The following is a 23,183-nucleotide window of genomic DNA, read 5'->3' as shown; positions in this document are numbered from 1 at the left end:
CGTTAGTCTTCGCGGAACTGGGACTGGTGGAGGCGCCAGTAGGCGCCGTGGGCGTCGAGAAGCTCGGCGTGGGTGCCCTGCTCGACGATGCGGCCTTCTTCCATGACGATGATGAGGTCGGCGTCGCGAATCGTGGACAGGCGGTGCGCGATGATGAAGGACGTGCGGTCCGCGCGCAGCGCATTCATGGCCTGCTGAACGAGCACCTCGGTGCGGGTATCCACGGATGAGGTGGCCTCGTCGAGGATGAGCAGCGCCGGTTGCGCCAGGAAAGCGCGGGCGATGGTGATGAGCTGGCGCTCGCCGGCGGAAATCGCGCCGCCATCCTGGTCAATCTTGGTGTCATAGCCATCGGGGAGGGAGTGGACGAAGCGGTCCACGTAGGTGGCCTTCGCGGCGGCAATGACCTCCTCGTCGGTGGCGTCGAGGCGGCCGTAGCGGATGTTGTCCATGATGGTGCCCTCAAAGACCACGGCGTCCTGCAGCACCATGCCCACCTGGGAGCGCAGTTCGCGGCGCGAGATCTCCGCGGTGTCGACGCCATCGAGGCGGATAGTGCCCGAATCGATGTCGTAGAAGCGCATGATGAGGTTGACCAGCGTGGTCTTGCCAGCACCCGTGGGGCCGACGATGGCCGCGGTCTGGCCGGGCTCCACGCGCAGGTTGAGGTCCTGGATGAGCGGCTTGTCGGGGCTGTAGGAGAAGTCGACGTCGTCGAACTCCACGAGCCCCTTCGCACGCCCACCCAAGCGGGAGGTGGACTCCTCGGCGGGCTCTTCCTCGGCGTCGAGGAATTCGAAGACGCGCTCTGCCGAGGCCACGCCCGACTGCACCTGCTGCATCATGCCGCCGAGCTGGCCCAGCGGCTGGTTGAACTCGCGCGAGTACTGGATGAAGGCCTGCGCGCCGCCCAACGTCAGCGTGCCGGAGGCCACCTTCAACGCACCCAGCACCGCGATGACCACGTAGGACAGGTAGGAGATGAACTGCATGATCGGCATCATCATGCCCGCCAGGAACTGAGCCAGCGAGGCGGAGCGGAACAGCTCCTCGTTGCGCTTATCAAAATCCTCCGTCATGGAATCGATGCGCCCGAAGACCGTCGCCAGGTCGTGGCCCGAGAAGGCTTCCTCGACCTGCCCGTTGAGGTCACCGGTGGCCTTCCACTGCGCCTTGAACTGCTTTTGCGCGCGCGAGCCAATGACCGCAATCACCACTGCGGTCAGCGGCAGCGCCAGCAGCGCGACGAGGGCCAGCTGCCAGGACACGGTGAACATCATGACCGTGATGCCCACGACCATGAGCAGGTTATAAAACAGCTGCGAGATGGCCTGCTGCAAGGCGGACTGGATGTTATCGGCGTCGTTGGTGGTGCGCGAGAGGAGATCGCCGCGCGACTGCGTATCGAAGTAATTGAGCGGCAAGCGGTTGAGCTTGGCCTCGATGCTCTCGCGGAGGTCGAAGACGATCTTCATGACCATGGAGTTGAGCAAGTAGCCTTGCCACCACTGGAAGAGCGAGGACACCACGTACATCGCAATCACGATGCCAATAATCGTGCCCAACGTGGAGAAGTCGATGCCGAAGCCAGGGTTCAAGTCCATGGCGGAAGCCATGTCGGCGAACTTATCCTGCCCGCCCGCGCGCAGCGCCGCGATGGCCTGCTCCTTGCTCATCCCAGCGGGTAGCTGGCGGGAAATGACGCCGGAGAAAATGACGTCGGTGGCCTTGCCCATCACCTTCGGCGCGGCCACGGCGAGGAACACGCAGATGATGTTCATCGCAGCAATCGCAAACAGCTGCACCTTAAACGGAGCGAGCAGACCAAAGAGGCGCTTGGCGGACGGCCAGAAATTCTTGGCCTTGCGCGGGGCGTTCTCGCCGGTCTTTTCCTCGATTGTGGTGTCTTCACTCAACGTAGCGTTGTCCTGCTCAGCCATTTATGCCACCTCCGAGGTCTTCTGGGATTCCACAATCTCGCGGTACGTCTCGGAGGACTCGAGCAACTCCTCGTGCGTGCCGCGGGCCACGACGCGCCCAGCGTCCATGACCAGAATCTGGTCGGCGTCCACGATCGAGCTCACGCGCTGCGCCACGATAATCGTCGTCGCCTCCGCGGTGTACTCGCGCATTCCGGAGCGCACGGCGGCATCCGTCAGTACGTCGAGCGCGGAGAAGGAATCATCAAAGAGGTACACCAACGGGCGGGCGACGAGCATGCGCGCGATGGACAGGCGCTGGCGCTGACCACCCGAGACGTTGGTGCCGCCCTGCGCGATGTGCATGTCGAGGTCCTCAACGAAGTCAGCTTGCGCCACGCGCAGTGCGTTCCACAGCTCCTCATCGGTGGCCTCCGGCGCACCCAGGCGCAGGTTGGAGGCCACTGTGCCGCTAAACAGGTAGGGCTTCTGCGGCACGAGGCCCACACGCTTGACGACGTCCCCCCGCTTCATCTCGGCGATATCGGTGCCGTCGAGAAGCACGCGTCCCTTCGTCGGGAGGTAGAGGCGCGGGACGAGGGAGAGCGCGGTGGTCTTGCCGGAACCGGTTGCGCCGATGAGCGCGGTGGTGGTGCCGGGGGTGGCGGTGAAGGAGACGTCGTGAAGCACGGGCGCTTCGGCGCCGGCGTACTGGAAGGAGACGTTGTCGAACTCGACGACGCCTTCGGAGCGCTCCGGGGTACGGGGCTGGTCCGGCTCGGTGATGGAGGGCTCGTGCTCGAGGACGTCGGTGATGCGGCGCGCGCAGATGACCGCACGCGGGAGGATCATCGCCATGAAGGTGCCCATCATGACCGCGGCGAGGATCTGCAGCAGGTATTGCAGGAAGGCGGTCAGTGAGCCGACCTCTACGAGGCCCTCGTCCACGCGGTGGCCGCCGAACCAGAGGACCGCGCCCGTGGCCACGTTGAGGATGACGGTGATGATGGGGAACATGAGGATGAACAGCTGGCCGACCTTCAGGGAGAGGTTGGTCAGGTCGCGGTTGGCGGTGCGGAAGCGCTCGGCTTCGTGCTCCTCGCGGGTGAAGGCGCGGACGACGCGGATACCGGCGATTTGTTCGCGTAGGGTGCCGTTCATGACGTCGAGCTTGCCTTGCCAGGCGCGGAAGAGCGGCATGAGCCGGACGATGATGAGGGAGATGGCGGCGAGTAGCACGATGACGGAGACCGCGACGAGCCAGGACATGCCGGCGTCTTCGCGGATGGCCATGATGACGCCGCCGATGGACATGATCGGTGCGGTGACCATGAAGTTGAGCATCATCATGTAGACCATCTGGATCTGCTGGACGTCGTTGGTGCCGCGGGTGATGAGGGTGGCGGTGCCGAAGTTACTCATATCTTCGGCGGAGTAGCGGGTGACGCGGCGGAAGATGTCGGAGCGCAGGTCGCGGCCCAGACCCATGGCGGTGCGGGAGCCGAACCAGATGGCGGCGATGGCGGTGAGGACTTGGACGAAGGCCACGATGAGCATGATGCCGCCGGTGCGCCAGATGTAGTCGATGTCTACTTGGGCCACGCCCCTGTCGATGATCTTCGCGTTGAGCGAAGGCAGGTAGAGCGTTGCCGCGGTGGATAGCGCCTGGAGGAGCAGCACCGCGATGACGTAGCCGGTGTACGGCTTGGAGCGGGATAGAAGGATGCGAACGAGTTCCATGTGCCAGCGTTTCGTGCGTGTTGGCGGCCGCGCCGGGCCGCTGGAGAGCATTGACCGCGCAAGTCTATCCCGCTAGACGCGAGCGCGTCTAGCGTGGGTATGGGCAGCAGGCTTCCCTTATGGCTGCGCGAGCGACTAGCTCGCGCGCTCGCGCGCCCGCGCGCTAGAAGCAGACCGGCGCGCGCTGCGCTTGTGCTGTGACGGCGGCCCAATCCTCGACGTCGTCGGTGGGTTGGCACAGTCCCTCCCACGTGGTGATGGCCACGCCGCGGGCCATGAGCTCCAGCAAAACTAGGTGGCGGTCGCCGGAGGCGGAGAGCTGGTTGAGGTCCGTGTGGTTGATGTCCGCGTCCGGGCCAGAGCCCACGCTCACGTTGCCGATGAGCCGCAGGCGCGGCGTTGTCCCCTTCGGGCACGGCGAGGCGGCGGATTCCGCGCCGGACAGCCCCGCGAAGCGGCGCAGCAAACCGAAGGGCGCGGGGCGCTCGCAGTAGAGGTCCACGCACAGCCCGGCCCTGATGAGCCGTTCGGCGGTGGAGAGCGCTGCGGGACCGTCCCCGACGATGGTAACACGCTGCATGAGAACCCCTTCAGTTCGTTAGAAATAGACTATCTAGTCTGTAAATCTAGTCCGCTCGGTTCATTCTGGCTAATTTTTATTCTTCCTAGTACCCAAGCTCACAGCCCTCGCACCCCTCTGTGGGGCTGCACACACGCCCAGCTCCCTTTAATGTGAGGAGTCATGACCGAACCGATCAACCTGCTGGACCGCGGCGACTACCGCGACCCCAGCATTAGCCCCGAAGGCACCCGCGACACCGCGCCGCTGGAACCTGCCGTGGCCCAGCGCAACCAGGAACTTGTCGAGGAGTGGGCCGATAAGCTCCACGACGCCTCCGCCGAAACAATTACCGCCTGGGCCGCCGAGCACGCGCCGGGCCGGCTTGCCGTCACGATGTCCATGGAAAACACCGTGCTGGCCGAGCTCGCGCACCGCGCCCACTTAGACGCCGACCTGCTCTTTATCGACACCGGCTGGCACTTTCCGGAGACGTTGGAGGTAGCGGGGGACGTCGCCAAGCGCTATGCGGATCTGCCGCTGGTGACCGTGCGCCCGCTGCTGAGCCCCGAGCAGCAGGACAAGATTTATGGCCCGCGCCTGTATGCGCGCGACGTTGCAGCATATAACCGCATGCGCAAGGTGGAGCCGCTCAACATGGCCATGGACCCGTACGTCGGGTGGGTTACCGGCCTGCGCCGTGCTGATTCCGAGCACCGCGCGAGTGCCCCGGCGCTGAGCCTGGACCGCACGGGCCGGCTGAAGATTTCCCCGATTATTACCTGGGACCTCGACGACACCGACGCTTACATCAAGGAACACGATCTCATCATCCACCCCCTCACCCTGCAGGGCTACCGCTCCATCGGCTGCGCGCCGCTGACTTTCCCGGTAGGCGAGGGCGAGGATGCGCGCTCCGGGCGCGTTTTCGCTGACGGCAAGACAGAATGCGGGTTGCACGAATAATGACTCTTTCACCACACCTTAAAGACTTAGAGAACGAATCCCTCCACATCCTGCGCGAAGTCGCCGGACAATTCGACAAGGTAGGCCTGCTCTTTTCCGGCGGCAAAGACTCCGTCGTGGTCTTCGAGCTGGCCCGCCGAGCCTTCGCGCCGGCGACCGTTCCGTTCGAGCTCATCCACGTCGATACCGGCCACAACTTCCCGGAAGTAATCCAATTCCGCGACGAGCTGGTGGAAGAAACCGGCGCCCGCCTGCACGTGGCGCTGGTCCAGGATTGGATCGACCGCGGCGACCTCCAGGAGCGCCCCGATGGCACCCGCAACCCGCTGCAGTCCGTGCCGCTGGTGGAGACCATTGCGGAGCGCGGCTTCGACGCCGTCCTCGGCGGCGCGCGCCGCGACGAGGAGCGCGCCCGCGCCAAGGAGCGCATCTTCTCCATCCGCGATTCCTTCGGCGGCTGGGACCCGCGCCGTCAGCGCCCGGAGCTGTGGGACCTCTACAACGGCGGCAAGATGGCCGGCGAAAACGTCCGCGTATTCCCCATCTCCAACTGGACGGAGTCCGATATTTGGGAGTACATCGGCGCGCGCAACCTGCAGCTTCCCTCCATCTACTACTCGCACCAGCGCGAGGTATTTAACCGCAACGGTATGTGGCTCACGCCAGGTGAATGGGGCGGCCCGCGCGAGGACGAGCAGGTAGAGACCCGTACCGTGCGCTACCGCACCGTGGGTGACATGTCCTGCACCGGCGCGGTGGATTCCACAGCTTCCACGACGGATGAAATCCTTGCCGAAATCTCTGTGTCTACCCTCTCCGAGCGCGGTGCTACCCGCGCCGACGACAAACTCTCCGAGTCCGCCATGGAGGACCGCAAGAAGGAAGGTTACTTCTGATGACTCTCGCGCCCAGTGTTAGCGCCCTGAAGCAGCGCGATACCCTGCGCCTGTGCACCGCCGGCTCCGTAGATGACGGCAAGTCCACCTTCGTCGGACGCCTGCTCTATGACACCAAGTCCGTGCTCGCGGACCAGGTGGAGTCCATGGAGCGTTCCTCCGCCGACCGCGGTTTTGACGGCATGGATCTCTCGCTGCTTGTCGACGGCCTCCGTGCCGAGCGCGAGCAGGGAATCACCATCGACGTGGCCTACCGCTACTTCGCCACCGATAAGCGCACTTTCATCCTCGCCGATACCCCGGGACACGTGCAGTACACGCGCAATACGGTCACCGGCATGTCCACCTCCCAGGTGGTGGTGCTGCTTGTCGACGCCCGCAATGGCGTCGTCGAGCAAACCCGCCGCCACCTCAACGTTGCCGCGCTCTTGGGCGTGCGCCACGTGATTCTGGGTGTGAACAAGATCGACCTGGTGGACTACGACGAGGCCACCTTCCGCGCGATTGAGGCGGAGTTCAACGAGGTCGCCGCGCGCCTGGGCATTACGGATTCGGTGGTCATCCCGATTTCTGCGCTCAAGGGCGATAACGTGGTGGAACGCTCCACCAACATGGACTGGTATGAGGGCCCGACGGTCCTCGAAACGCTCGAGACCGTCCCCGTGGCCACCGGCCGCGCCGATGACCTGGACCTGCGTTTCCCCATCCAATACGTCATCCGCGAGCACGCCTCCGACTATCGCGGCTATGCCGGCCGCGTGAAGGCCGGGCACGTGGCGGTGGGGGATGAGGTGACCCTGCCGGGCGGGCGCACCTCGACCGTCACCGCGATTGATACCACCGATGGCCCGCTTGGATCCGATGAGGCGGCGCGCGCCGGCGACTCCGTGGTGCTGCGGCTGGCCGACGACATCGACTTGGCCCGCGGTGACCTCATCGCCGGTTCGCAGCGCCCGGAGGAGGTACGCGAATTCGGCGCCACCGCGGTGGTCCTCACGGACAAGGAGCTGCGCGCGGGCCAGATGGTGAAGCTGCGCTATGGCACCGCGCTGGTCAAGGCGCGCGTGGCATCGGTGGACCGCATCCTCGACCTAGACGGCGTGGCGGATGTTGAGGCTCCGGAGTCCGCGGCGCTCAATGACATCGCCTACATCACCGTCCAAACACAAGCGGAGCTTCCCGTGGAGGACTACGCCGCCCGCGGCGCGGTGGGCAATTTCCTGCTCATCGATCAGTCGAGCGGCAACACGCTGGCCGCAGGCTTTGTGGGCCAGCGGCTGCGCTAACGGTTGCGTTGCGGCGGCCGAACCGCCGCACTTAGCTTCCCGGCGGGACGTCGCCAGACATGATGACCTTCTGCTGGCCGTCGTCCCAGCGGAAGCCGGCATGCGTCTCACCGGTGTGCCCCGCATTGGATTCGCCCTCGCGCGGCCAGTGGTAGGTCACGGCGATTTCGTTGCTGCTGACCTGCTCGACGGTGGGGAAGAAGCCATAGGGCTCAGCGGTGGCGGTGCCCAAGTACTCGCCCTTGTGGAAGAGCATGATGTGGTACGGCGAGGAGGACGTTCCGCGCTCGATGCTGATGGTCTGCCAGCTCAGCTCCGCGCAGGGATCGAACTGCGAGAAATCCACCAGCGTCCAGTTGTTGTCATTCCACGGCGGAATCGTGCCAATGCCTGATTCATAGGCCGCGTGGGCGTCGATATCCTGGCAGGATTCCGCATCGTCTGTAGGGGACTCGGCAGGCAATGTCGGCGAGGCACCTGCGGCCGGCGACGATGCAGCGGGGCCCTCGGCGCCCTCTGCGTTATCCGGAGTGCTATCCGTTGCGCTGCTCTGCACGGAATTGAACATCGGCGAGTCCGCAGAATCCTGCGCCGCGTTGTCCTGGGAACAGGCGGCCAGCGGGAGGCAAATAAGGGCAGCGCCGATGAAGGCGGACCTGAGCATGATGTTCCTTTCCTAGTGTGTGCGCCTCGTCTAAGGCGCACGACTAGCTCTATCTTATCTAGCTCACCGGCGGAACATCGCCGCTCATGATGACTTTGTGCTGGGCCTCGTCCCATCGGAAGCCGGCGTGTGTCTCTCCCGTCGGCGCGGCATTGGCATCGCCCTCTTGTAGCCAGTGATAGGTTACGGAAATCTCGTTGCCATTGACCCGCTCCACGCTGGGGAAGAAGCCATAGGGCTCGGCGGTGGCGGTGCCGATGTACTCGCCGTAGTGGAAGAGCATGATGTGGTGCGGCGAGGAGGCCGTTGCACCTTCGATGGAAATGGTCTGCCAGCTCAGCTCCGCGCATGGATCGAAGTGGGAGGAATCAACCAGAGCCCAGTTGTGGCCATTCCACTGCGGGACTTGGGCGATGTTGTCGTTGAAAGCCGCGTGTGCGTTTCCTGCCTCGCAGACTACGGGGCTGGCTTGGGCTTCTTCGGGGCTGCTGCAGGCGATAAGGGGGAAGCACAGCAGTGCGGTTGCGGCGAATACTCGTGGGGTGAACATGGTGTTCTCCTTTCTGAGGTCTCGGTGTGGTTCCAGACCCTACAAGTGGCCGCAACGCTCAGAACAGAGATGTGGAGAGCATTCCTCGGGCCACCGGGTAGTCTCGCAGGCATGGAGAATCTTTCTGGTCGTACCTTGTTCGTCGCCGCCGTGGACGCTGAAGCCGCGCATGTGCCTCAGGGAGCGCCGCTGCTCATCACGGGTATTGGTACGGTGCCCGCCGCCATCGAGCTGACGGCGGTTTTGGCCTCAGCGCAGCAGCTGCCGGAGCGCGTCATCAATATCGGTACCGCGGGCGCGCTTCGCGACGATCTCGCTGGCGTCTTCGAGATCTCGCACGTTCGCAAGCACGACTTCCACTTGGAGGTGCTCAGCGACGTCTCTCGTTATCTCCTCCCCGAGGTCATTGAATTAGAGACCTCCGGAAAGCTGCCCACTGAGACTCTGGCGACGGGCGATTCCTTCATCTCGGACACCCCTACCCGCACGCGCCTTGCCCAAGATTCCGCGCTGTGCGACATGGAGGGCTACGCCATCGCCGCGGTGTGCCGAAAGTTCGGTGTGCCGTGCACGTTGCTCAAGCAGGTATCGGATACCGCGAATGAGGAATCCTACGGCTCGTGGGCTTCGGTGCTCGATCGCGCCGCGGAGGAGCTGGCCGTCGCTTTTGGCACGGTAACCGCGGACTAGGCCCTACATACGACAGTTGCAAGGCCCCGGGGGCTAGCGGGCGCTGCTGGCTTCCAGCTTCTCGTAGAGCTCCATGACGGTGTCGTGGCCCTCTGACGTAGAAATCTTGATGTTCTTGGCTTCGATTTCGCCGGCGCGCAGGCTGGCCATTTCCTGGTGGTAGCGGAAAACCACGGCAATGGTGGCCGCCACCGGGACGGCCAGGAAAGCGCCGATGATGCCCGCCAGGGCGGAACCCACGGTCACGGAGAGCAGCACCATTGCTGCGTGCAGTCCCATGGCCTTGGACTGCAGCATCGGCTGGAGCACGTTGCCCTCCACCTGCTGGACAATGATGATGAGGGCAAGTGCCAAGAGGGCCTTGGTGAGGCCATCTGAAACCAGCGCGATGATGACGGCCAAAGCACCCGCAGTGACCGCACCGATGACTGGGATGAAGCTGGCGAAGAAGGTCACCACGCCGATGACGAGAGCCAGCGGAACCTGGAGGACCCAGAGGCCGAGGCCGATGAGGAGGCCGTCGACAGCCGCGACGGCTGCTTGTGCCTGAATGAAGCCAGACAATGTATTCCACACGCGAGTCAGCAGCTCAGTGGCGTGCCAGCCCGCGGAGTAGCCGGAGTAGGTGCGCAGCCATGGCAGGAACTTGTCGCCGTCCTTGAGGATGAAGAAGGCTACGAAGAGCATGATGGCGAGCGCCATGGCGATGGAGCTGGCCATCGATACGCCGGAAATCACCCCGGTGGCAATGTTGGAAGCTTGGCCCTTGATGAAGGTCATGGCGTCATCGAGCACTTCCTGCACCTTCGCCGCATCAATCTCAAAGGGCAGGTCCTTGGCCATATCGACGAGCTTGTTCAAGCCGCTCTCAGCTTGGCTGACCAGGGACGCACCCTGAGAGGAGACCACCGGGGCCATCGCCGCGAACACGCCGCCAATGATGGCCAAAAAGCCCAGCAGCGTGGTGATAGCGGCCAGCGCACGGGGGAACTTATGCGCACGCAACCAGTTGGTCACGGGGAAGAGCACCGTGCACACCAAAATGGCCAGGATGACCGGCAGTAGGCCCACCCAGATGAACTTCAGCAGGTAGCCGGCCAAGCCGACACCTGCCACCACGATGATGAAGATCAAGCACACCTTGGCCAGGGAGATGGCGTCGCGCCCGAGGACGCGGGACTTGTCATCGGTCTTCGACACCGGGAGGGCGGCTTCTTCGTTGATGGGCTTCGCAGCAGCGGACTGTTCTGCGGCTTCAAAAGCCGCAGTGGACGCCGCCGCGTCAGAGGCCGTGGAGGGCTGGGGGTCGGTGCCCGGGCGGGCACCGTCACCATTGTTGTTTGTCATGCGCTCCATCTTCTCATATGAGCGCAGAAACGAGCTATGCGCGGATGCTGCTTACCTGGCGGATGATGCCGAAGCGGTGCATCGTCACCGAGACCGCCTGCTCGAGGAGGAAGGGCAGAAGCTCGCGGCGGCCATCGGCCAACACCGGCTGGTCCAAGACCACGGAGTTGGATTCCACCGCCGCCTCAAAGAGGCCCGGCTCCACGGAGCCAACGACGCGCACGCGGCCCGATTCCAGGCGAGCGACCTCGCGGGCGAAGGCATCCGCCGACACGCTGTCGACCTTAAAGCCCAGTCCACGCAGCTCCGCGGCCTTCTCCGGGGCGGCGCTGAAGCGCACCGGTGAGCCGGTGCGGGTGGCGGCGAGGGCGAGGCGGGAGACGTCGCGAAGCGCGCCGTCCGAGGCAATGCGCACCTGCAGCGGGGTGAGCACCGGGCGGTAGCGGAAGACGTTGGCCTCGCACACCAAGCCGGCGCGGTCGTGCTTGCGGCCGAACTCCTGTTGCCAAGCCAGCTCGTCGAGCTCCGCCGCGCGCCACAGCCAGGCGGTGTCCTCTTCCGAGAGATCGAGGTCACCGAAGGCACGCAGCTGGGCCGCCACCGGCTGCGAAATATCCACGTCGAAGGGGCGCAGCGGGCCCTCGGACCAGGTGCCGAACTGTGCGACATAGTTCGGGCCGCCGGCCTTGGCACCCGGGCCCATGACGGACTGCTTCCAGCCGCCGAAGGACTGGCGTTGCACAATCGCGCCGGTAATACCGCGGTTGACGTAGGCGTTGCCCACCTCGACGCGCTCGAGCCAGTAATCGATCTCATCGTTATCCAGCGTGTGGATGCCGCCGGTGAGGCCATAGCCGGTGGAGTTCTGCCACTCGATGGCCTCCTCCAGGGTCTCCGCGTGCATGATGCCAAGCACCGGGCCGAAGCACTCGTTGACGTGGAACCAGGAACCCGGGCGCACGTTATCGCGAATACCCGGCGACCACAGGGTGCCTTCCTCGTTGAGCTTCTTCGGCTTCACCAGCCACTTTTCACCCGGCTCCAGCTGGGTCAGGCCGCGCAGCAGCTTCTCACCCGGGGCTTCGGCCAGGCCATTCATCGTCGTCGTGATGTCGTAGCCGGGGCCGGGGATGAGGGTCTTGACGGCGTCGACAAGCTGGGAGCGCAGGCGTTGCGACTCGCCGGCCGCGCCGACAAAGATAACCAGGGAGGAGGCCGAGCACTTCTGACCAGAGTGGCCGAAGGCAGAGAGGTAGAGGTCCTGAATGGCCAGGTCCGGGTCCGCGGACGGAGTGATGATGAGCGCGTTCTTGCCGGAGGTCTCCGCCATGATGTTGAGCTCCGGCTTCCAGGAGCGGAAGAGCTTGCCGGTATCGGAAGCGCCCGTGAGGATGACGGCGTCGACGTCGGCGTGGGAGACCAGAGCGCGGCCGGCGTCGCCCTCGTCGGTGAAGACGAGCTGGACCAGATCCGGGTCGAGGCCCTGTGCCTCGAGGCCGGCGCGGAAGGCGTCCACGACAAGCTTCGCACAGTGCACGACCTGCGGCGCAGGCTTGATGATGACGGCGGAACCCGCGGCCAGAGCGGCCGCGATGCCGCCGGTGGGGATGGCCACCGGGAAGTTCCACGGCGGGGTCACCACGGTCACGCGGTAGGGCGTGAACTCGGCGGCGTAGTTCTCCAGCAGGCGCGCGGACTGCGCGTAGTAGGTGCAGAAGTCGATGGCCTCGGAGATTTCCGGGTCGGTCTGGGTCACCGTCTTATTGGCCTCGTAGGCGGCCACGGAGATGAACTCGCCGCGGCGGTTGGCCAGCACATCGGCCACGGCCTCGAGCGCGCGGGCGCGGTCCTCGGCAGGACGGGCACCCCACTCGGCGCCGAGCTCGGCGGCGCGGGCCACGTGCTTGTCGACGACCCCCGTATCCGTCACCTCGTCCACCCCGTGCTCGCCCGGGTCGTTGGCCAGGGCCTTAAGCGCCCACTCGCGGTTAGCCTCCAGGGCTGGGTCGGTGTCCGGCTCGTTGGCGAAGCGCCCGGTGCGCGGTGCCTGGCGGCCGGCTGCCTGCTCGGCCTCCTCCAGGCGGTTCTGGGTGCGGCGCGGGCCGGCGAAGGTATCCCAGCGCTGCGCGACGGCCTCGCGGAAGACCTCCTCCTGGTCCTTCAGTGCCTGCTCCTCCGGGGCGAAGAGGGCGTAGAGGAAGTTCTGCGGAGCGGAGTTCTCCTCCAAGCGGCGCACCAGGTAGGAGACAGCGACGTCGAAGTCCTCCATGTGCACGACCGGGGTGTAGAGGATCTGGCGGCCCTCGAAGGCCTCGCGGACCGCGGTCTGCTGAGCCGGGGACATGCCCTGGAGCATCTCGGAATCCATCATGCGCATCACGCCGCGCTTGGTGCCCAGCTTGTAGGCAAACGCCGCGGTGTAGAGGTTGTGGGTGGCCACGCCGATGCGCACGCAATCGGCGAACTCGGGGCGCAGGATGTAGTCGAGCAGGCGGTAGTAGTTGGCGTCCACCTCATCCTTGGTGGCATAGGGCGCTGCCGGCCAGCCGTGGATCTCGCCCTGGACGTGCTCCATGGAAAGGTTTGCGCCCTTGACGATGCGAATCTTGATGTGGGAGCCGCCCTCGGCCACGCGCTGCTTAGCGAACTCGGCGAGGTGCGTCAGAGCGTCGAAGGTATCCGGCAGGTAGGCCTGCAGCACGATGCCGGCCTCGAGGTTGATGAACTCCGGCTCGCTGAGCAGCTCGGTGAACAGGCGCACGGTGAGGTGGAGGTCGTGGTATTCCTCCATATCCAGGTTGATGAAGACCTTGTCCGGGCGGCGCGCGGCGGCCTCGTACAGCGGGCGCAGGCGCTCCTTGAGGCGGACCAAGGAACCCTCGATATCCCAGGGGTTGAGCTGGGCCACCATGGAGGAAGCCTTGACGGACACGTAGGTCACGCGCGGGTTCTTGATGAGCTTGAGGGTGCGCTCAGCGCGGGAGCGCGCTTCCGCATCACCCAGCACGGCCTCGCCGAGGAGGTTGAGGTTGAGTTGCTCGCCGGACTCGGCGGCCTTGTCCAGGGTCTTGTTCAGGGCATCGCTCTCAGCGTCGAGGACCAGGTGGCCGACCATCTGGCGCATGCGCATGCGGGCCAGCGGCATGACCAGGTTGGGCAGGATCGGGCCGAAGAAGCCACCCAGGCCCACCAGCGATCCGTTGATGAGGCCGAGGAAGGAAGCATCGTAGGTGGTGGTGACGGACTTCAGTGCGTGGGCGGCTACCTTGTCATCTTCGGGGCGCATGACGCGGTCGACGAAGTCCATGGTGAAGGCCACTCCGTCCGGGTTGCGCAATAAGTCAGCGAGCTGTTCTGTGGCCGGATCCTGTTCGTCGGCAGTGGAGGCGAGCCAGGAGTGGGCTTGGGCCGCGGCGGCGTCGATCAGCGCGGCGTCGATGTCGGTGGATTCGGGCACGGGGGTATGAGCATCGTTAGTCATGGATTACAACCTTTATGGGTCTCAAGGCACACTGGTACAGCCTTATGGAATGCGGAAAGAACACAAACTATCGAGTCCAGCAGTTGCTCAAGCTCTGTGCGGCGCTGATTAGCCTGTCCAGTTTGTGTGATAAGAGGGCTTACTTAACGTTGGCGTGCACAACTGGAGGCCGGTCGGAAGAACGACGCTGTCTAATGAAGTAAGCATTCATATGTGACCACCCTTCTTGCGTGGGGAAACGGCCAAGCGGTGGCTTGGCCGGGCCAGCGAAAAATAGGCGCCTTTAACATGGTCCGCCACACAGTGGGTGCAGACATGTAACCCATCTCGCTTATATGAAAGCTAGCCCCTTATGTTGGGGTGAGTCAATCCCACAGGTGTTGTTTTGAGGGGAGGTTGCTACCCCCGTGTTAGTGACTGAGATACTCCGTGAGATCTGTCGCGATCTTCTGTGCGCCCATTGGACCTAGGCCGAGTGCCCACGTATCGTCGCTGACCTCGATAGCATGGCCGTCTTTAACCGCTGGAAGCTGCTGGAACGCCGCAGTGGAAATGGCGGTGTCTTGGCCGGTGGCGGAGGGATCTCCGTAGCTGCAGTAGAAGATGTAGTCGGCGTCCGCTTGGTCAATGTTCTCCGGTGAGATTTCTGCAGCGAGCTCTTCGATGTCCTGGTTGGCGGGGCGGGCGAGGCCGGCGTCATCAAGCACCGTTCCAATGAGTGAAAGGCGCCCGTAGAGGCGTACTTTGCCCGGCATGAAGCGCAGAATGGTGACGGTGGTGTCTTCGCTAGCTGGCCCGTCCTTAATGACCTTCTTTACTTCTTCGATCTTCTTGTCGTAGTCGGCCATGACTTGTTCGGTGCGCTCTTCCTCGCCGAGGGCTTCACCGATCAGGTGGAAGTTTTCTTTCCAAGTGTACCCAGGGCGAATCGAGAAAACGGTAGGCGCGATGGAGCTGAATTGGTCATAATACTTATCCATGCGCAGCTGCGAGCCGATGATGAGGTCCGGTTGTAGTGAGGCGATCTTTTCCATATTGACTTCGTTGATCGTGCCTACCGTTTCGATGTCACTTGCTTTGTCGGCCATGTAATCGGGGACGGGGTTCTGACCCTTAGACGTGGTCATGCCGACTGGCTTCATGCCAAGGGCAAGGACGGAGTCGAGCTCGCCGCTTTCGAGAACGACTACTCGTTGAGGCTTCTCTTTGAGCTCGGTCGTACCACGGGCATGTGTGACGGTGCGGGGGAACTGGCCGGGAGCTGCATCGCTGCCAAAGGATTGGGTCTTCTCTCTGGCTCCAGCAAAGCCCTCGCCACCAGTTGCCACGGAGTCATTTCCTGCGGCGGAGTTGGATTTTCCTGTTTCCTTCTCTGCTGGAGAGGATGAGCTGGACCCGCCGGTGTTTGAATCGGCGTTTTCGAGGCTGGCGCAACCGGTGAGAGCTAGCGCTGCGGTAAGGCCAACAGCGGTAAGGCGGAGGAGTGGGATGTGAGACGCGATTTTCTTTCGAGTAGTCATAAAAGGTAGCCTAACCTAAATTAGGTCAAGCTAAGGAAACGTGAGCGTATGAAGGTGTTTGGGTGGTGTTGGTGATTGAGCAGGGGGTGCACACCGGAAAGGGAAATACTCGGCGTCTTGGTCGGGTAGTAGTTGCTGGCCTTGCCATTCTCTGTATCGGCGTGGGGCTGTCGCTGGCGTTGGGGGCGCGCAGCATTCCTTTCAGTGACGTGTTGGCCGCCCTTCGAGGTCAGCCTGGTATAGCTTCCTCGATCGTGTGGGAGAGGCGGCTTCCCCGTACTCTCGTGGCCGTTTGTGCGGGCTGTGCTTTGGCTCTCGCTGGTGCAGTTCTGCAGATTATGACGCGCAACCCTTTGGCAGATACCGGAGTTTTCGGGATTAACGTAGGCGCCAGCTTGGCCGCGGCCATTGCTCTGGGCTGGTGGGGGTGGCAATCACCTTTTGCTTTTTCGCTCGCAGCCATCATCGGTGCGGCAGTGACCATGCTGCTGGTCACCGCGGTAGGGCGTGGCAGAGCTGGCGATGTTGATCCGCTGAGACTGATTCTTGCAGGTGTAGCCATCGGGGCGGTATGTGAAGGGCTTTCCTCCGCTCTCATCCTGGTAGATCCGCACTCTTTTGCACGTATCCGCGCGTGGGTGACGGGCTCTGTTGACGTGGCCTCGTGGACACCGGTGGCGATTACAGCCGGCGGGTTAGCAGTTGGTGTGGTGCTGCTGATTGCCTTTGCGCGCCATTTGCCGCCCCTTGCTCTGGGGGATGACGTTGCGGCGGGTCTCGGTATCAACCTCAAACTGACTCGTTTGGGACTTGTCGCGGCGGTAACAGTGTTGGCTGCTACCGCTACCGCAGCGGCGGGGGTGATTGTATTTGTCGGATTAGTCATCCCGCATGTTGTCAGGCTGTGCGGGATATATGAAGAACGGGCACAGCTTGTCGCCGCTGCCGTGGTGGGGCCTTTGTTTTTGTTGGGAGCCGATATTGTGGGGCGCTACCTCACTGCTGCTGAGTTGCCGGCTGGCGTCACGGTGTCGCTCATTGGTGCCCCAGTATTGATTGCGCTGTCCCATCGCGCTGGAAGGAGGCTGTGATTGTGAGCGTGAGAAGTGTTTTGTCCTTTACGGGCATTGTGATTGTCGCGCTGGCTATTGCTGCCTATTCGCTCTTCTCGCCTGGTGCCGGGCAAGAAAGCGCAGCGTTGTGGTCCGTGGCTACGAATCCCAATAGCACTGACTTTGCGGCCACCGTCGTGTGGCAATGGCGTGCTCCGCGGGTGGTTGCTGCGATTGTCGTAGGAATGTGTTTGGGCATAGCGGGCGCCATCTTTCAGATCCTTACTCACAATCCTCTGGGGTCGCCCGACATCATCGGGTTTAATACCGGTGCCTATACCGGTGTCATCGCGGTTTCCTTGGCGGGCTTTAGCTCCGCGTTCAACATTGCGCTAGGCGCATTGGTGGGTGGGGCTCTCACTGCGTTACTCATCATGGGGCTTTCATTTGCAGGAAGGCTTACGGGAGCAAGACTGATTGTGGTGGGGATTGGAGTGACGTTCTTTCTTTCAGCAATAAACAAGTGGTTGATTCTTAGCGGTGAGTTGGAGCAATCCTTAGGCGCGGCGACTTGGGCTGCTGGAACATTGAATGCTGTGTCCTGGGCACGAGTTATTCCATTGGGGGTGCTGGGAGGCGCGGCGTGCGTCGCTGGGTTGCTGCTGCGTGGCTGGTGCGACGCGCTTGCCCTGGGGGATAGCGCGGCGAGTGCGTTGGGGTTGAACGTGAGTCGTGCACGTGTGGTGATGGTTCTGGTTGGCACAGTTCTTGTCGCTGTATCGACGGCGATAGCGGGTCCAATCTCATTTATCGCCCTCGCGGCCCCGCATATGGCTCGGTTGCTCTCGCGTCCAGACAGGACACCGGTGTTGCTCTCTGGAGTCCTCGGTGCTCTTTTCTTGCTCGCTGCCGACTTAGCAGGGCAGCGACTGTTTTTCCCAATTACTCTGCCTGCCGGTCTTATTACGGTGTGCGCCGGTGGCATCTATCTGGCGGGTCTGCTGCTGTGGCAATCCCGAGCTGCCGGAATGAAAGGTCAGTAAAGTGAACCAGCAAAAAGTATGTGACGGTGCGCCGAGCGTGCGGGCTGAGGGGGTGAGCATGTCCTACGGGAGGACTGCCCCGCTAATTCTCGACTCGGTGGATGTGTCTTTTCCGGCCGGGAAATTCACTGCCATTATCGGTCCCAATGGTTGTGGAAAATCCACTTTGGTCAAGGTGTTGGCGCGGTTGGAAACACCGAACGCGGGCGCGGTGCGCATTGGCGAACAAGATGCAGCCGCATTCTCTCGGCGAAGCTACGCTCGGCGCGTCGCCGTGATGTCGCAGCAATCCATAGCTCCCGAAGGGATCAATGTCAGGGAACTGGTCGCGCGCGGGCGCTTCGCCCACCAAGGATTTATGGGGTGGAGGAGTCAGGAGGACGAGCGTGCTGTTAGTCGCGCGCTAGCAAAGGTAGGCCTTGAAGAACTGGAGACGGCCGAGGTAGCGGCGTTGTCTGGTGGTCAGCGTCAGCGTGCTTGGCTGGCTATGGCCCTCGCCCAGGAAACGCCTGTGCTCTTCTTGGATGAGCCAACGAGCGCTCTTGACATCGGATACCAGCATTCCTTCATGCGGCTGATGCGACAGCTGGCAGGAAACAAAACCCTCATTGCGGTCATTCATGACTTGGCGCATGTATTGCGCTATGCGGATCGCGTCGTGGCGATGAAAGATGGAAAGGTGTGGGACGCGGGCGTGCCGCGCGACGTCATTACCCCTGCCCTTATTGAGGAACTCTATGGGCTGACAGTCCGCGTTGTAGATGTGGACGGTGAGCCAGCAATCGTCCCTGTGGGGTGAGTTTCCGCCAAACCGGTTTTGTTTTCCCAGCGTGTGGGCGGTAATTAAAAAAGTTGAGTGGATCGGGAACAACTTTGGGTTTGCCCGCGTTGTGTAGGTTGAGTGACCGGCGCTCAGGTTTGGATGACAATGGGTGCCGCTTCTGTTAGAGTTCAACCCTGAACGCGGCGGAAGTTGAGTCGCGCACTATCAACTTAAGAACAAACCCCAACAAGCAAGGAGAAAAGATTATGGGACGCGCAGTAGGAATTGACCTCGGTACCACCAACTCGGTCGTATCCGTTCTGGAAGGTGGCGAGGCCACCGTTATCGCTAACTCGGAGGGTTCCCGCACCACCCCGTCCGTCGTGGCTTTCGCTAAGAACGGCGAAATCCTCGTCGGCCAGTCCGCTAAGAACCAGGCGGTCACCAACGTTGACCGCACCATCCGCTCCGTTAAGCGCCACATCGGCACTGACTGGACCATCGACATTGATGACAAGAAGTACACCCCGCAGGAGATTTCGGCCCGCACGCTCATGAAGCTCAAGCGCGACGCCGAGGCTTACCTGGGTGAGGACGTTACCGACGCCGTTATTACCGTCCCGGCTTACTTCGAGGACTCCCAGCGCCAGGCCACCAAGGAGGCCGGCCAGATCGCAGGCCTCAACGTCCTGCGCATTGTTAACGAGCCGACCGCCGCTGCACTGGCCTACGGTCTGGAGAAGGGCGAGCAGGAGCAGACCATCCTGGTCTTCGACCTGGGCGGCGGTACCTTCGACGTCTCCCTGCTGGAGATCGGTGACGGCGTGGTTGAGGTTATGGCTACCGCTGGTGACAACCAGCTCGGTGGTGACGACTGGGACCAGCGCATCGTCGACTGGCTCGTGGATAAGTTCAAGGCTTCCCAGGGCGTTGACCTGACCAAGGATAAGCGCGCCGTCCAGCGCCTGCGTGAGGCTGCGGAGAAGGCCAAGATTGAGCTGTCCTCCTCCCAGTCCGCCAACATCAACCTGCCGTACATCACGGTGGACGCGGAGAAGAACCCGCTCTTCCTGGATGAGACCCTGTCCCGCACCGAGTTCCAGAAGATCACCCAGGACCTGCTGGACCGCACCAAGGAGCCGTTCAACCAGGTCATCAAGGATGCTGGCCTGTCCCTGTCCCAGGTTGACCACGTGGTTCTCGTCGGTGGCTCCACCCGTATGCCGGCTGTGTCCGACCTGGTGAAGGAAATGACCGGCAAGGATCCGAACAAGGGCGTTAACCCGGACGAGGTCGTGGCAGTCGGCGCTGCTCTCCAGGCAGGCGTGCTGCGCGGTGAGGTCAAGGACGTGCTGCTTCTCGACGTCACCCCGCTCTCCCTCGGCATCGAGACCAAGGGTGGCGTGATGACCAAGCTCATCGAGCGCAACACCACCATCCCGACCAAGAAGTCCGAGACCTTCACCACGGCTGATGACAACCAGCCTTCCGTGCAGATTCAGGTCTACCAGGGCGAGCGCGAGATGGCTTCCGCCAACAAGCTGCTCGGCTCCTTCGAGCTCGGCGGCATCGCCCCGGCACCGCGCGGTGTCCCGCAGATTGAGGTCACCTTCGACATCGACGCCAACGGCATCGTCTCCGTCTCCGCTAAGGACAAGGCCACCGGCAAGGAGAACACCATCAAGATTCAGGATGGTTCCGGCCTGTCCCAGGAGGAGATCGACCGCATGGTCAAGGATGCCGAGGCTCACGCCGAGGAGGACAAGAAGCGCCGAGAGGAGCAGGAGACCCGCAACCAGGCGGAATCCACCTCCTACCAGACCCGCAAGTTCATGGATGAGAACGCCGACAAGCTGCCGGAGGACCTCAAGACTCGCGTGACCGAGGCTGCCGACGCCGTCGACGAGGCCCTCAAGGGTGATGACATTGAGGCGATTAAGTCGGCCGTCGAGAAGCTTGGCACCGAGTCTCAGGAGCTGGGCAAGGTCCTGTACGAGGCACAGGCTGCTGAGGCAGGTGCCGAGGGTGCCGCTGCTGGTGAGACCGCTGGTGACCCGAACGTCGTCGACGCCGAGGTTGTCGACGAGGACGACGAGAACAAGGAGAAGTAAACCATGACCTCCCCTCAGGACCCGGGCAACCCGGCCAACACCGACCCTGAGGCAACCTCCGCTGAGGCTGCGGAGGCTGCCGCCGCCGAGGCTGCTTCTGCCGACGGTGCCACCGACGAGGCCGCTGAGGCGCAGGCCGATGCTGCCACCGCGGGCACCGCTGAGGCAGAGGCCGCGGTTGAGGATGCCGCCCGCGACATCACCGAAGAAGCGGCCGCTGGTGAGGACACCGTCGCAGAGAATTCCCTGGAGGCTCAGCTGGCTGAGCGCACCGAGGACCTGCAGCGCCTCAACGCGGAGTACACCAACTACCGCCGCCGCACTGAGCGCGACCGCCAGGCCGTGATCGAGACCACCAAGGCCAAGGTCCTGGCAGACTTCTTGCCTATCCTTGATGACCTGGAGCTCGCACGCCAGCACGGTGACCTCAATGAGGGCCCGCTCAAGGCCATCGCGGACAAGCTCACGGGCGTGCTGACCAACAACCAGCTGACCCCGTTCGGTGCCGAGGGCGATGCCTTCGACCCCGAGGTGCACGAGGCAGTTCAGGACCTGTCCACCGGTGACGAGCAGGTCATCGGCACGGTTCTGCGCCGCGGCTACACGGTGGGCGAGCGCGTTGTGCGCACCGCCATGGTGATTATCGCCGACCCCGCCGAGTCAGCCGATGCCGCTGACGGTCCGGACAGCCCGGATAACGCAGAATAGGCATCGCAGGTGGCGTCAGGGTTTGAGTATTCCTTGGCGCCACTGTTCTTTTCACTACTTAGTTAGCATTTTTACTTAGCAAAAAATCTTTAAACCCAACCGATTAACGATTCTCCTGAAAGGAGGAGATGCCCAGTGAACGCTAAGCCAGAATGGGCAGACAAGGATTATTACGCGGATCTGGGGGTCTCCTCATCCGCTACCGCTGAAGAAATTAAGCACGCGTACCGCAAGCTGGCCCGCCAGAATCACCCCGACGCCAACCCGGATAATCCCGCGGCGGCGGAGAAATTCAAGCAGGTGGCCGAAGCCTATGATGTGCTGTCTGATAAAGCTACCCGCAAGGACTATGACGAGTTCAAGGCCATGATGCGCGGCGGCGGCTTTGGACGGAGAGGAGGCGCCGGGTTTCCCGGCGGGTTTCGATCCACGCACATGGGTGGACCGGGTGCGCAAGACTTCGACCTCTCGGACATCTTCGGAGGATCCGCTCGAGGAGCGTCTCAAGGCGGCGGTCTGGGGGATATCTTCGGTGGCGTTTTCAACCGCGGCGGTGGTGCTGGCCACACAGCTCGGCCGTCGCGGGGGGCCGACGTCGAAACGCACATAACCCTCGACTTCCGCGAGGCGGCCAAGGGGACCACCATCCCGCTGCAGTTGAGCGGCGAAGCCCCCTGTACCACGTGCCACGGTTCCGGCTCGAAGACCGGCAAGCTGTCGACGTGCTCGACGTGTGATGGCACCGGGTTCACCTCGGAACAGCGCGGCTCCTTCGGTTTCTCGGCGCCGTGTACCGACTGTGGGGGCACCGGCCAGCGCGCGGAGGATCCGTGTGTGGATTGCTCTGGCACCGGAACGGTACACCGCACCCGCTCGATTACGGTACGTATCCCCGCCGGGGTCATCGATGGGCAAAAGGTGCGCCTGGCTGGCCAGGGCGAAGCGGGGCCGAACGGCACCCCGTCCGGCGATCTCTTCGTAGCGGTCACGGTGAAGCCCGACAAGGTCTTCACTCGGGAAGGCGATGACCTACACGTCACCGTCCCCGTCTCCTTTGCCGAACTGGCCTTGGGGGACACCATTACGGTGCCGACCCTCGATTCACCCGTGCGCGTCAAGGTACCGGCGGGAACGCCCGACGGACGCACGCTGCGCGTCAAAGGTCGCGGCGTGGCCAAGCGTGGCGGCAAGGCCGGCGACCTCATGGTGACCGTGCAGGTCACCGTGCCTTCCACGCTGGATGCCGCAGCCTCCTCGGCGCTGCGCAGCTACGCGCAGGCGGAGAAGGACTCCGGCTTCGATCCGCGTGCTGGATGGGCCGGCAATACGGTGACTCGCTAGAAGGAGGTGTGAGATGAGCAAGGACGACACAAATCGAACCGATGCGGCCCAGCCCAAGGCGATGTACGTCATCTCTGTTGCCGCGGAACTATCCGGCATGCACGCTCAAACTCTGCGCACGTATGACCGGATGGGGCTGGTCTCCCCAGCCCGCACCTCCGGGGGTGGGCGCCGCTATTCCGAGAGCGACATCGAGCTCTTGCGCAAGATTCAGGCACTCTCGCAAGATGATGGCGTGAATCTGGCCGGCATCAAATCCATCATCGAGCTGACCGCGGAGCGGGACCGCCTCGCGGCCGAGCGCGATGAGCTGCAGGCGGAGGTCGACCGCCTGCGCAGCCAGGCGCGACCATCGCGCGGCGAGCTGGTCCACGTTCCTCGTTCTACCTCCGTGGTGATGTGGACGCCGCGGCGCAACCGCCGCCGCGACAGCTAGGCACGTCCCCCTCCTTCGCGGAGGGGGTTCTTTTCGTTTTGAGCAAGTCGGACTGAGGCTCCGTACTCTCCACTTAACAAGTGCCCGAGTTGCCAAAGATCCACGGTCCAG

19 protein-coding genes are annotated in these 23,183 nt (G+C 63.1%); 11 read left to right on the top strand and 8 right to left on the bottom strand.

Annotation, left to right across the window (positions count from 1 at the left end; translation table 11 throughout):
- Window positions 1–2 precede the first annotated feature (2 nt).
- The 3 genes from QKE52_RS05130 to QKE52_RS05120 form a co-directional block, all read right to left on the bottom strand.
- Window positions 3–1,940 (bottom strand): ABC transporter ATP-binding protein, encoded by a 1,938-nt coding sequence (locus QKE52_RS05130; protein ID WP_347948315.1) that lies wholly within the window; start codon window positions 1,938–1,940, stop codon window positions 3–5.
- A complete protein-coding gene (locus tag QKE52_RS05125) occupies window positions 1,941–3,659 on the bottom strand; it encodes an ABC transporter ATP-binding protein (RefSeq protein ID WP_347948314.1) in 1,719 nt (572 codons plus the stop codon).
- Window positions 3,660–3,822: 163 nt separating this feature from the next.
- Window positions 3,823–4,239 (bottom strand): methylenetetrahydrofolate--tRNA-(uracil-5-)-methyltransferase, encoded by a 417-nt coding sequence (locus QKE52_RS05120; protein ID WP_347948313.1) that lies wholly within the window; start codon window positions 4,237–4,239, stop codon window positions 3,823–3,825.
- 162 nt (window positions 4,240–4,401) lie between these two features.
- Here QKE52_RS05120 and QKE52_RS05115 point away from each other — a divergent pair, with 162 nt between their 5' ends.
- From QKE52_RS05115 to QKE52_RS05105, 3 genes are read left to right on the top strand one after another with little or no spacing between them, the layout of a single operon-like run.
- Window positions 4,402–5,184 carry a phosphoadenylyl-sulfate reductase gene (locus QKE52_RS05115; RefSeq protein WP_347948312.1) on the top strand — a complete coding sequence of 261 codons (783 nt, stop codon included), beginning with the start codon at window positions 4,402–4,404 and terminating at the stop codon, window positions 5,182–5,184.
- The gene (cysD, locus tag QKE52_RS05110) at window positions 5,184–6,080 is read left to right on the top strand and encodes a sulfate adenylyltransferase subunit CysD (protein WP_347948311.1); all 897 of its coding nucleotides are present in this window, start codon (window positions 5,184–5,186) and stop codon (window positions 6,078–6,080) included. The genes QKE52_RS05115 and cysD overlap by 1 nt, the downstream gene beginning before the upstream one ends.
- Window positions 6,080–7,366: a GTP-binding protein gene (locus tag QKE52_RS05105; RefSeq protein ID WP_347948310.1), complete on the top strand. Its 1,287-nt coding sequence runs from the start codon at window positions 6,080–6,082 to the stop codon at window positions 7,364–7,366. The genes cysD and QKE52_RS05105 overlap by 1 nt, the downstream gene beginning before the upstream one ends.
- Before the next feature lie 31 nt (window positions 7,367–7,397).
- Here the strand turns inward: QKE52_RS05105 and QKE52_RS05100 are convergent, their stop codons facing one another.
- Window positions 7,398–8,030: an LppP/LprE family lipoprotein gene (locus QKE52_RS05100; protein ID WP_347948309.1), complete on the bottom strand. Its 633-nt coding sequence runs from the start codon at window positions 8,028–8,030 to the stop codon at window positions 7,398–7,400.
- 58 nt (window positions 8,031–8,088) lie between these two features.
- Window positions 8,089–8,580 (bottom strand): LppP/LprE family lipoprotein, encoded by a 492-nt coding sequence (locus QKE52_RS05095; RefSeq protein WP_049155049.1) that lies wholly within the window; start codon window positions 8,578–8,580, stop codon window positions 8,089–8,091.
- A 111-nt stretch (window positions 8,581–8,691) separates the two neighbouring features.
- Here QKE52_RS05095 and QKE52_RS05090 point away from each other — a divergent pair, with 111 nt between their 5' ends.
- The gene (locus QKE52_RS05090) at window positions 8,692–9,270 is read left to right on the top strand and encodes a nucleosidase (RefSeq protein ID WP_070511004.1); all 579 of its coding nucleotides are present in this window, start codon (window positions 8,692–8,694) and stop codon (window positions 9,268–9,270) included.
- Between the two features lie 33 nt (window positions 9,271–9,303).
- Here QKE52_RS05090 and QKE52_RS05085 read toward each other — a convergent pair whose 3' ends face one another.
- From QKE52_RS05085 to QKE52_RS05075, 3 genes are all read right to left on the bottom strand, one after another.
- A complete protein-coding gene (locus QKE52_RS05085; protein ID WP_347948308.1) occupies window positions 9,304–10,617 on the bottom strand; it encodes an AI-2E family transporter in 1,314 nt (437 codons plus the stop codon).
- Between the two features lie 34 nt (window positions 10,618–10,651).
- Entirely contained in the window at window positions 10,652–14,098 is a 3,447-nt protein-coding gene (locus QKE52_RS05080; RefSeq protein WP_347948307.1) for a bifunctional proline dehydrogenase/L-glutamate gamma-semialdehyde dehydrogenase, read from the bottom strand.
- A gap of 410 nt (window positions 14,099–14,508) precedes the next feature.
- The gene (locus QKE52_RS05075) at window positions 14,509–15,618 is read right to left on the bottom strand and encodes an iron-siderophore ABC transporter substrate-binding protein (RefSeq protein ID WP_046647137.1); all 1,110 of its coding nucleotides are present in this window, start codon (window positions 15,616–15,618) and stop codon (window positions 14,509–14,511) included.
- A gap of 161 nt (window positions 15,619–15,779) precedes the next feature.
- Here QKE52_RS05075 and QKE52_RS05070 point away from each other — a divergent pair, with 161 nt between their 5' ends.
- From QKE52_RS05070 to QKE52_RS05040, 7 genes are all read left to right on the top strand, one after another.
- Window positions 15,780–16,709, top strand: coding sequence for an iron ABC transporter permease (locus QKE52_RS05070; protein WP_232745446.1), 930 nt, complete (start codon window positions 15,780–15,782; stop codon window positions 16,707–16,709).
- The gene (locus QKE52_RS05065; RefSeq protein WP_232745432.1) at window positions 16,706–17,713 is read left to right on the top strand and encodes an iron chelate uptake ABC transporter family permease subunit; all 1,008 of its coding nucleotides are present in this window, start codon (window positions 16,706–16,708) and stop codon (window positions 17,711–17,713) included. Before QKE52_RS05070 ends, QKE52_RS05065 begins: the two co-directional genes overlap by 4 nt.
- Window positions 17,714–17,771: 58 nt before the next feature.
- Window positions 17,772–18,512, top strand: coding sequence for an ABC transporter ATP-binding protein (locus tag QKE52_RS05060; RefSeq protein WP_232770689.1), 741 nt, complete (start codon window positions 17,772–17,774; stop codon window positions 18,510–18,512).
- A gap of 230 nt (window positions 18,513–18,742) precedes the next feature.
- Window positions 18,743–20,587 (top strand): molecular chaperone DnaK, encoded by a 1,845-nt coding sequence (gene dnaK / locus QKE52_RS05055; protein ID WP_049155042.1) that lies wholly within the window; start codon window positions 18,743–18,745, stop codon window positions 20,585–20,587.
- Between the two features lie 3 nt (window positions 20,588–20,590).
- On the top strand, window positions 20,591–21,295 hold the full coding sequence (gene grpE / locus QKE52_RS05050; protein ID WP_347948306.1) for a nucleotide exchange factor GrpE: 705 nt from the start codon (window positions 20,591–20,593) through the stop codon (window positions 21,293–21,295).
- A 135-nt stretch (window positions 21,296–21,430) separates the two neighbouring features.
- Window positions 21,431–22,636 carry a molecular chaperone DnaJ gene (gene dnaJ, locus QKE52_RS05045; protein ID WP_046647142.1) on the top strand — a complete coding sequence of 402 codons (1,206 nt, stop codon included), beginning with the start codon at window positions 21,431–21,433 and terminating at the stop codon, window positions 22,634–22,636.
- A 13-nt stretch (window positions 22,637–22,649) separates the two neighbouring features.
- Window positions 22,650–23,072, top strand: coding sequence for a helix-turn-helix transcriptional regulator (locus QKE52_RS05040; RefSeq protein ID WP_046647143.1), 423 nt, complete (start codon window positions 22,650–22,652; stop codon window positions 23,070–23,072).
- Window positions 23,073–23,183: the final 111 nt, after the last annotated feature.

The organism is Corynebacterium sp. c25Ua_47 (assembly GCF_039907205.1).
Lineage (GTDB): Bacteria > Actinomycetota > Actinomycetes > Mycobacteriales > Mycobacteriaceae > Corynebacterium > Corynebacterium hiratae.
Note: the sequence above shows the minus strand (reverse complement) of the source record. Positions and strands in the feature narration are given on the sequence as shown.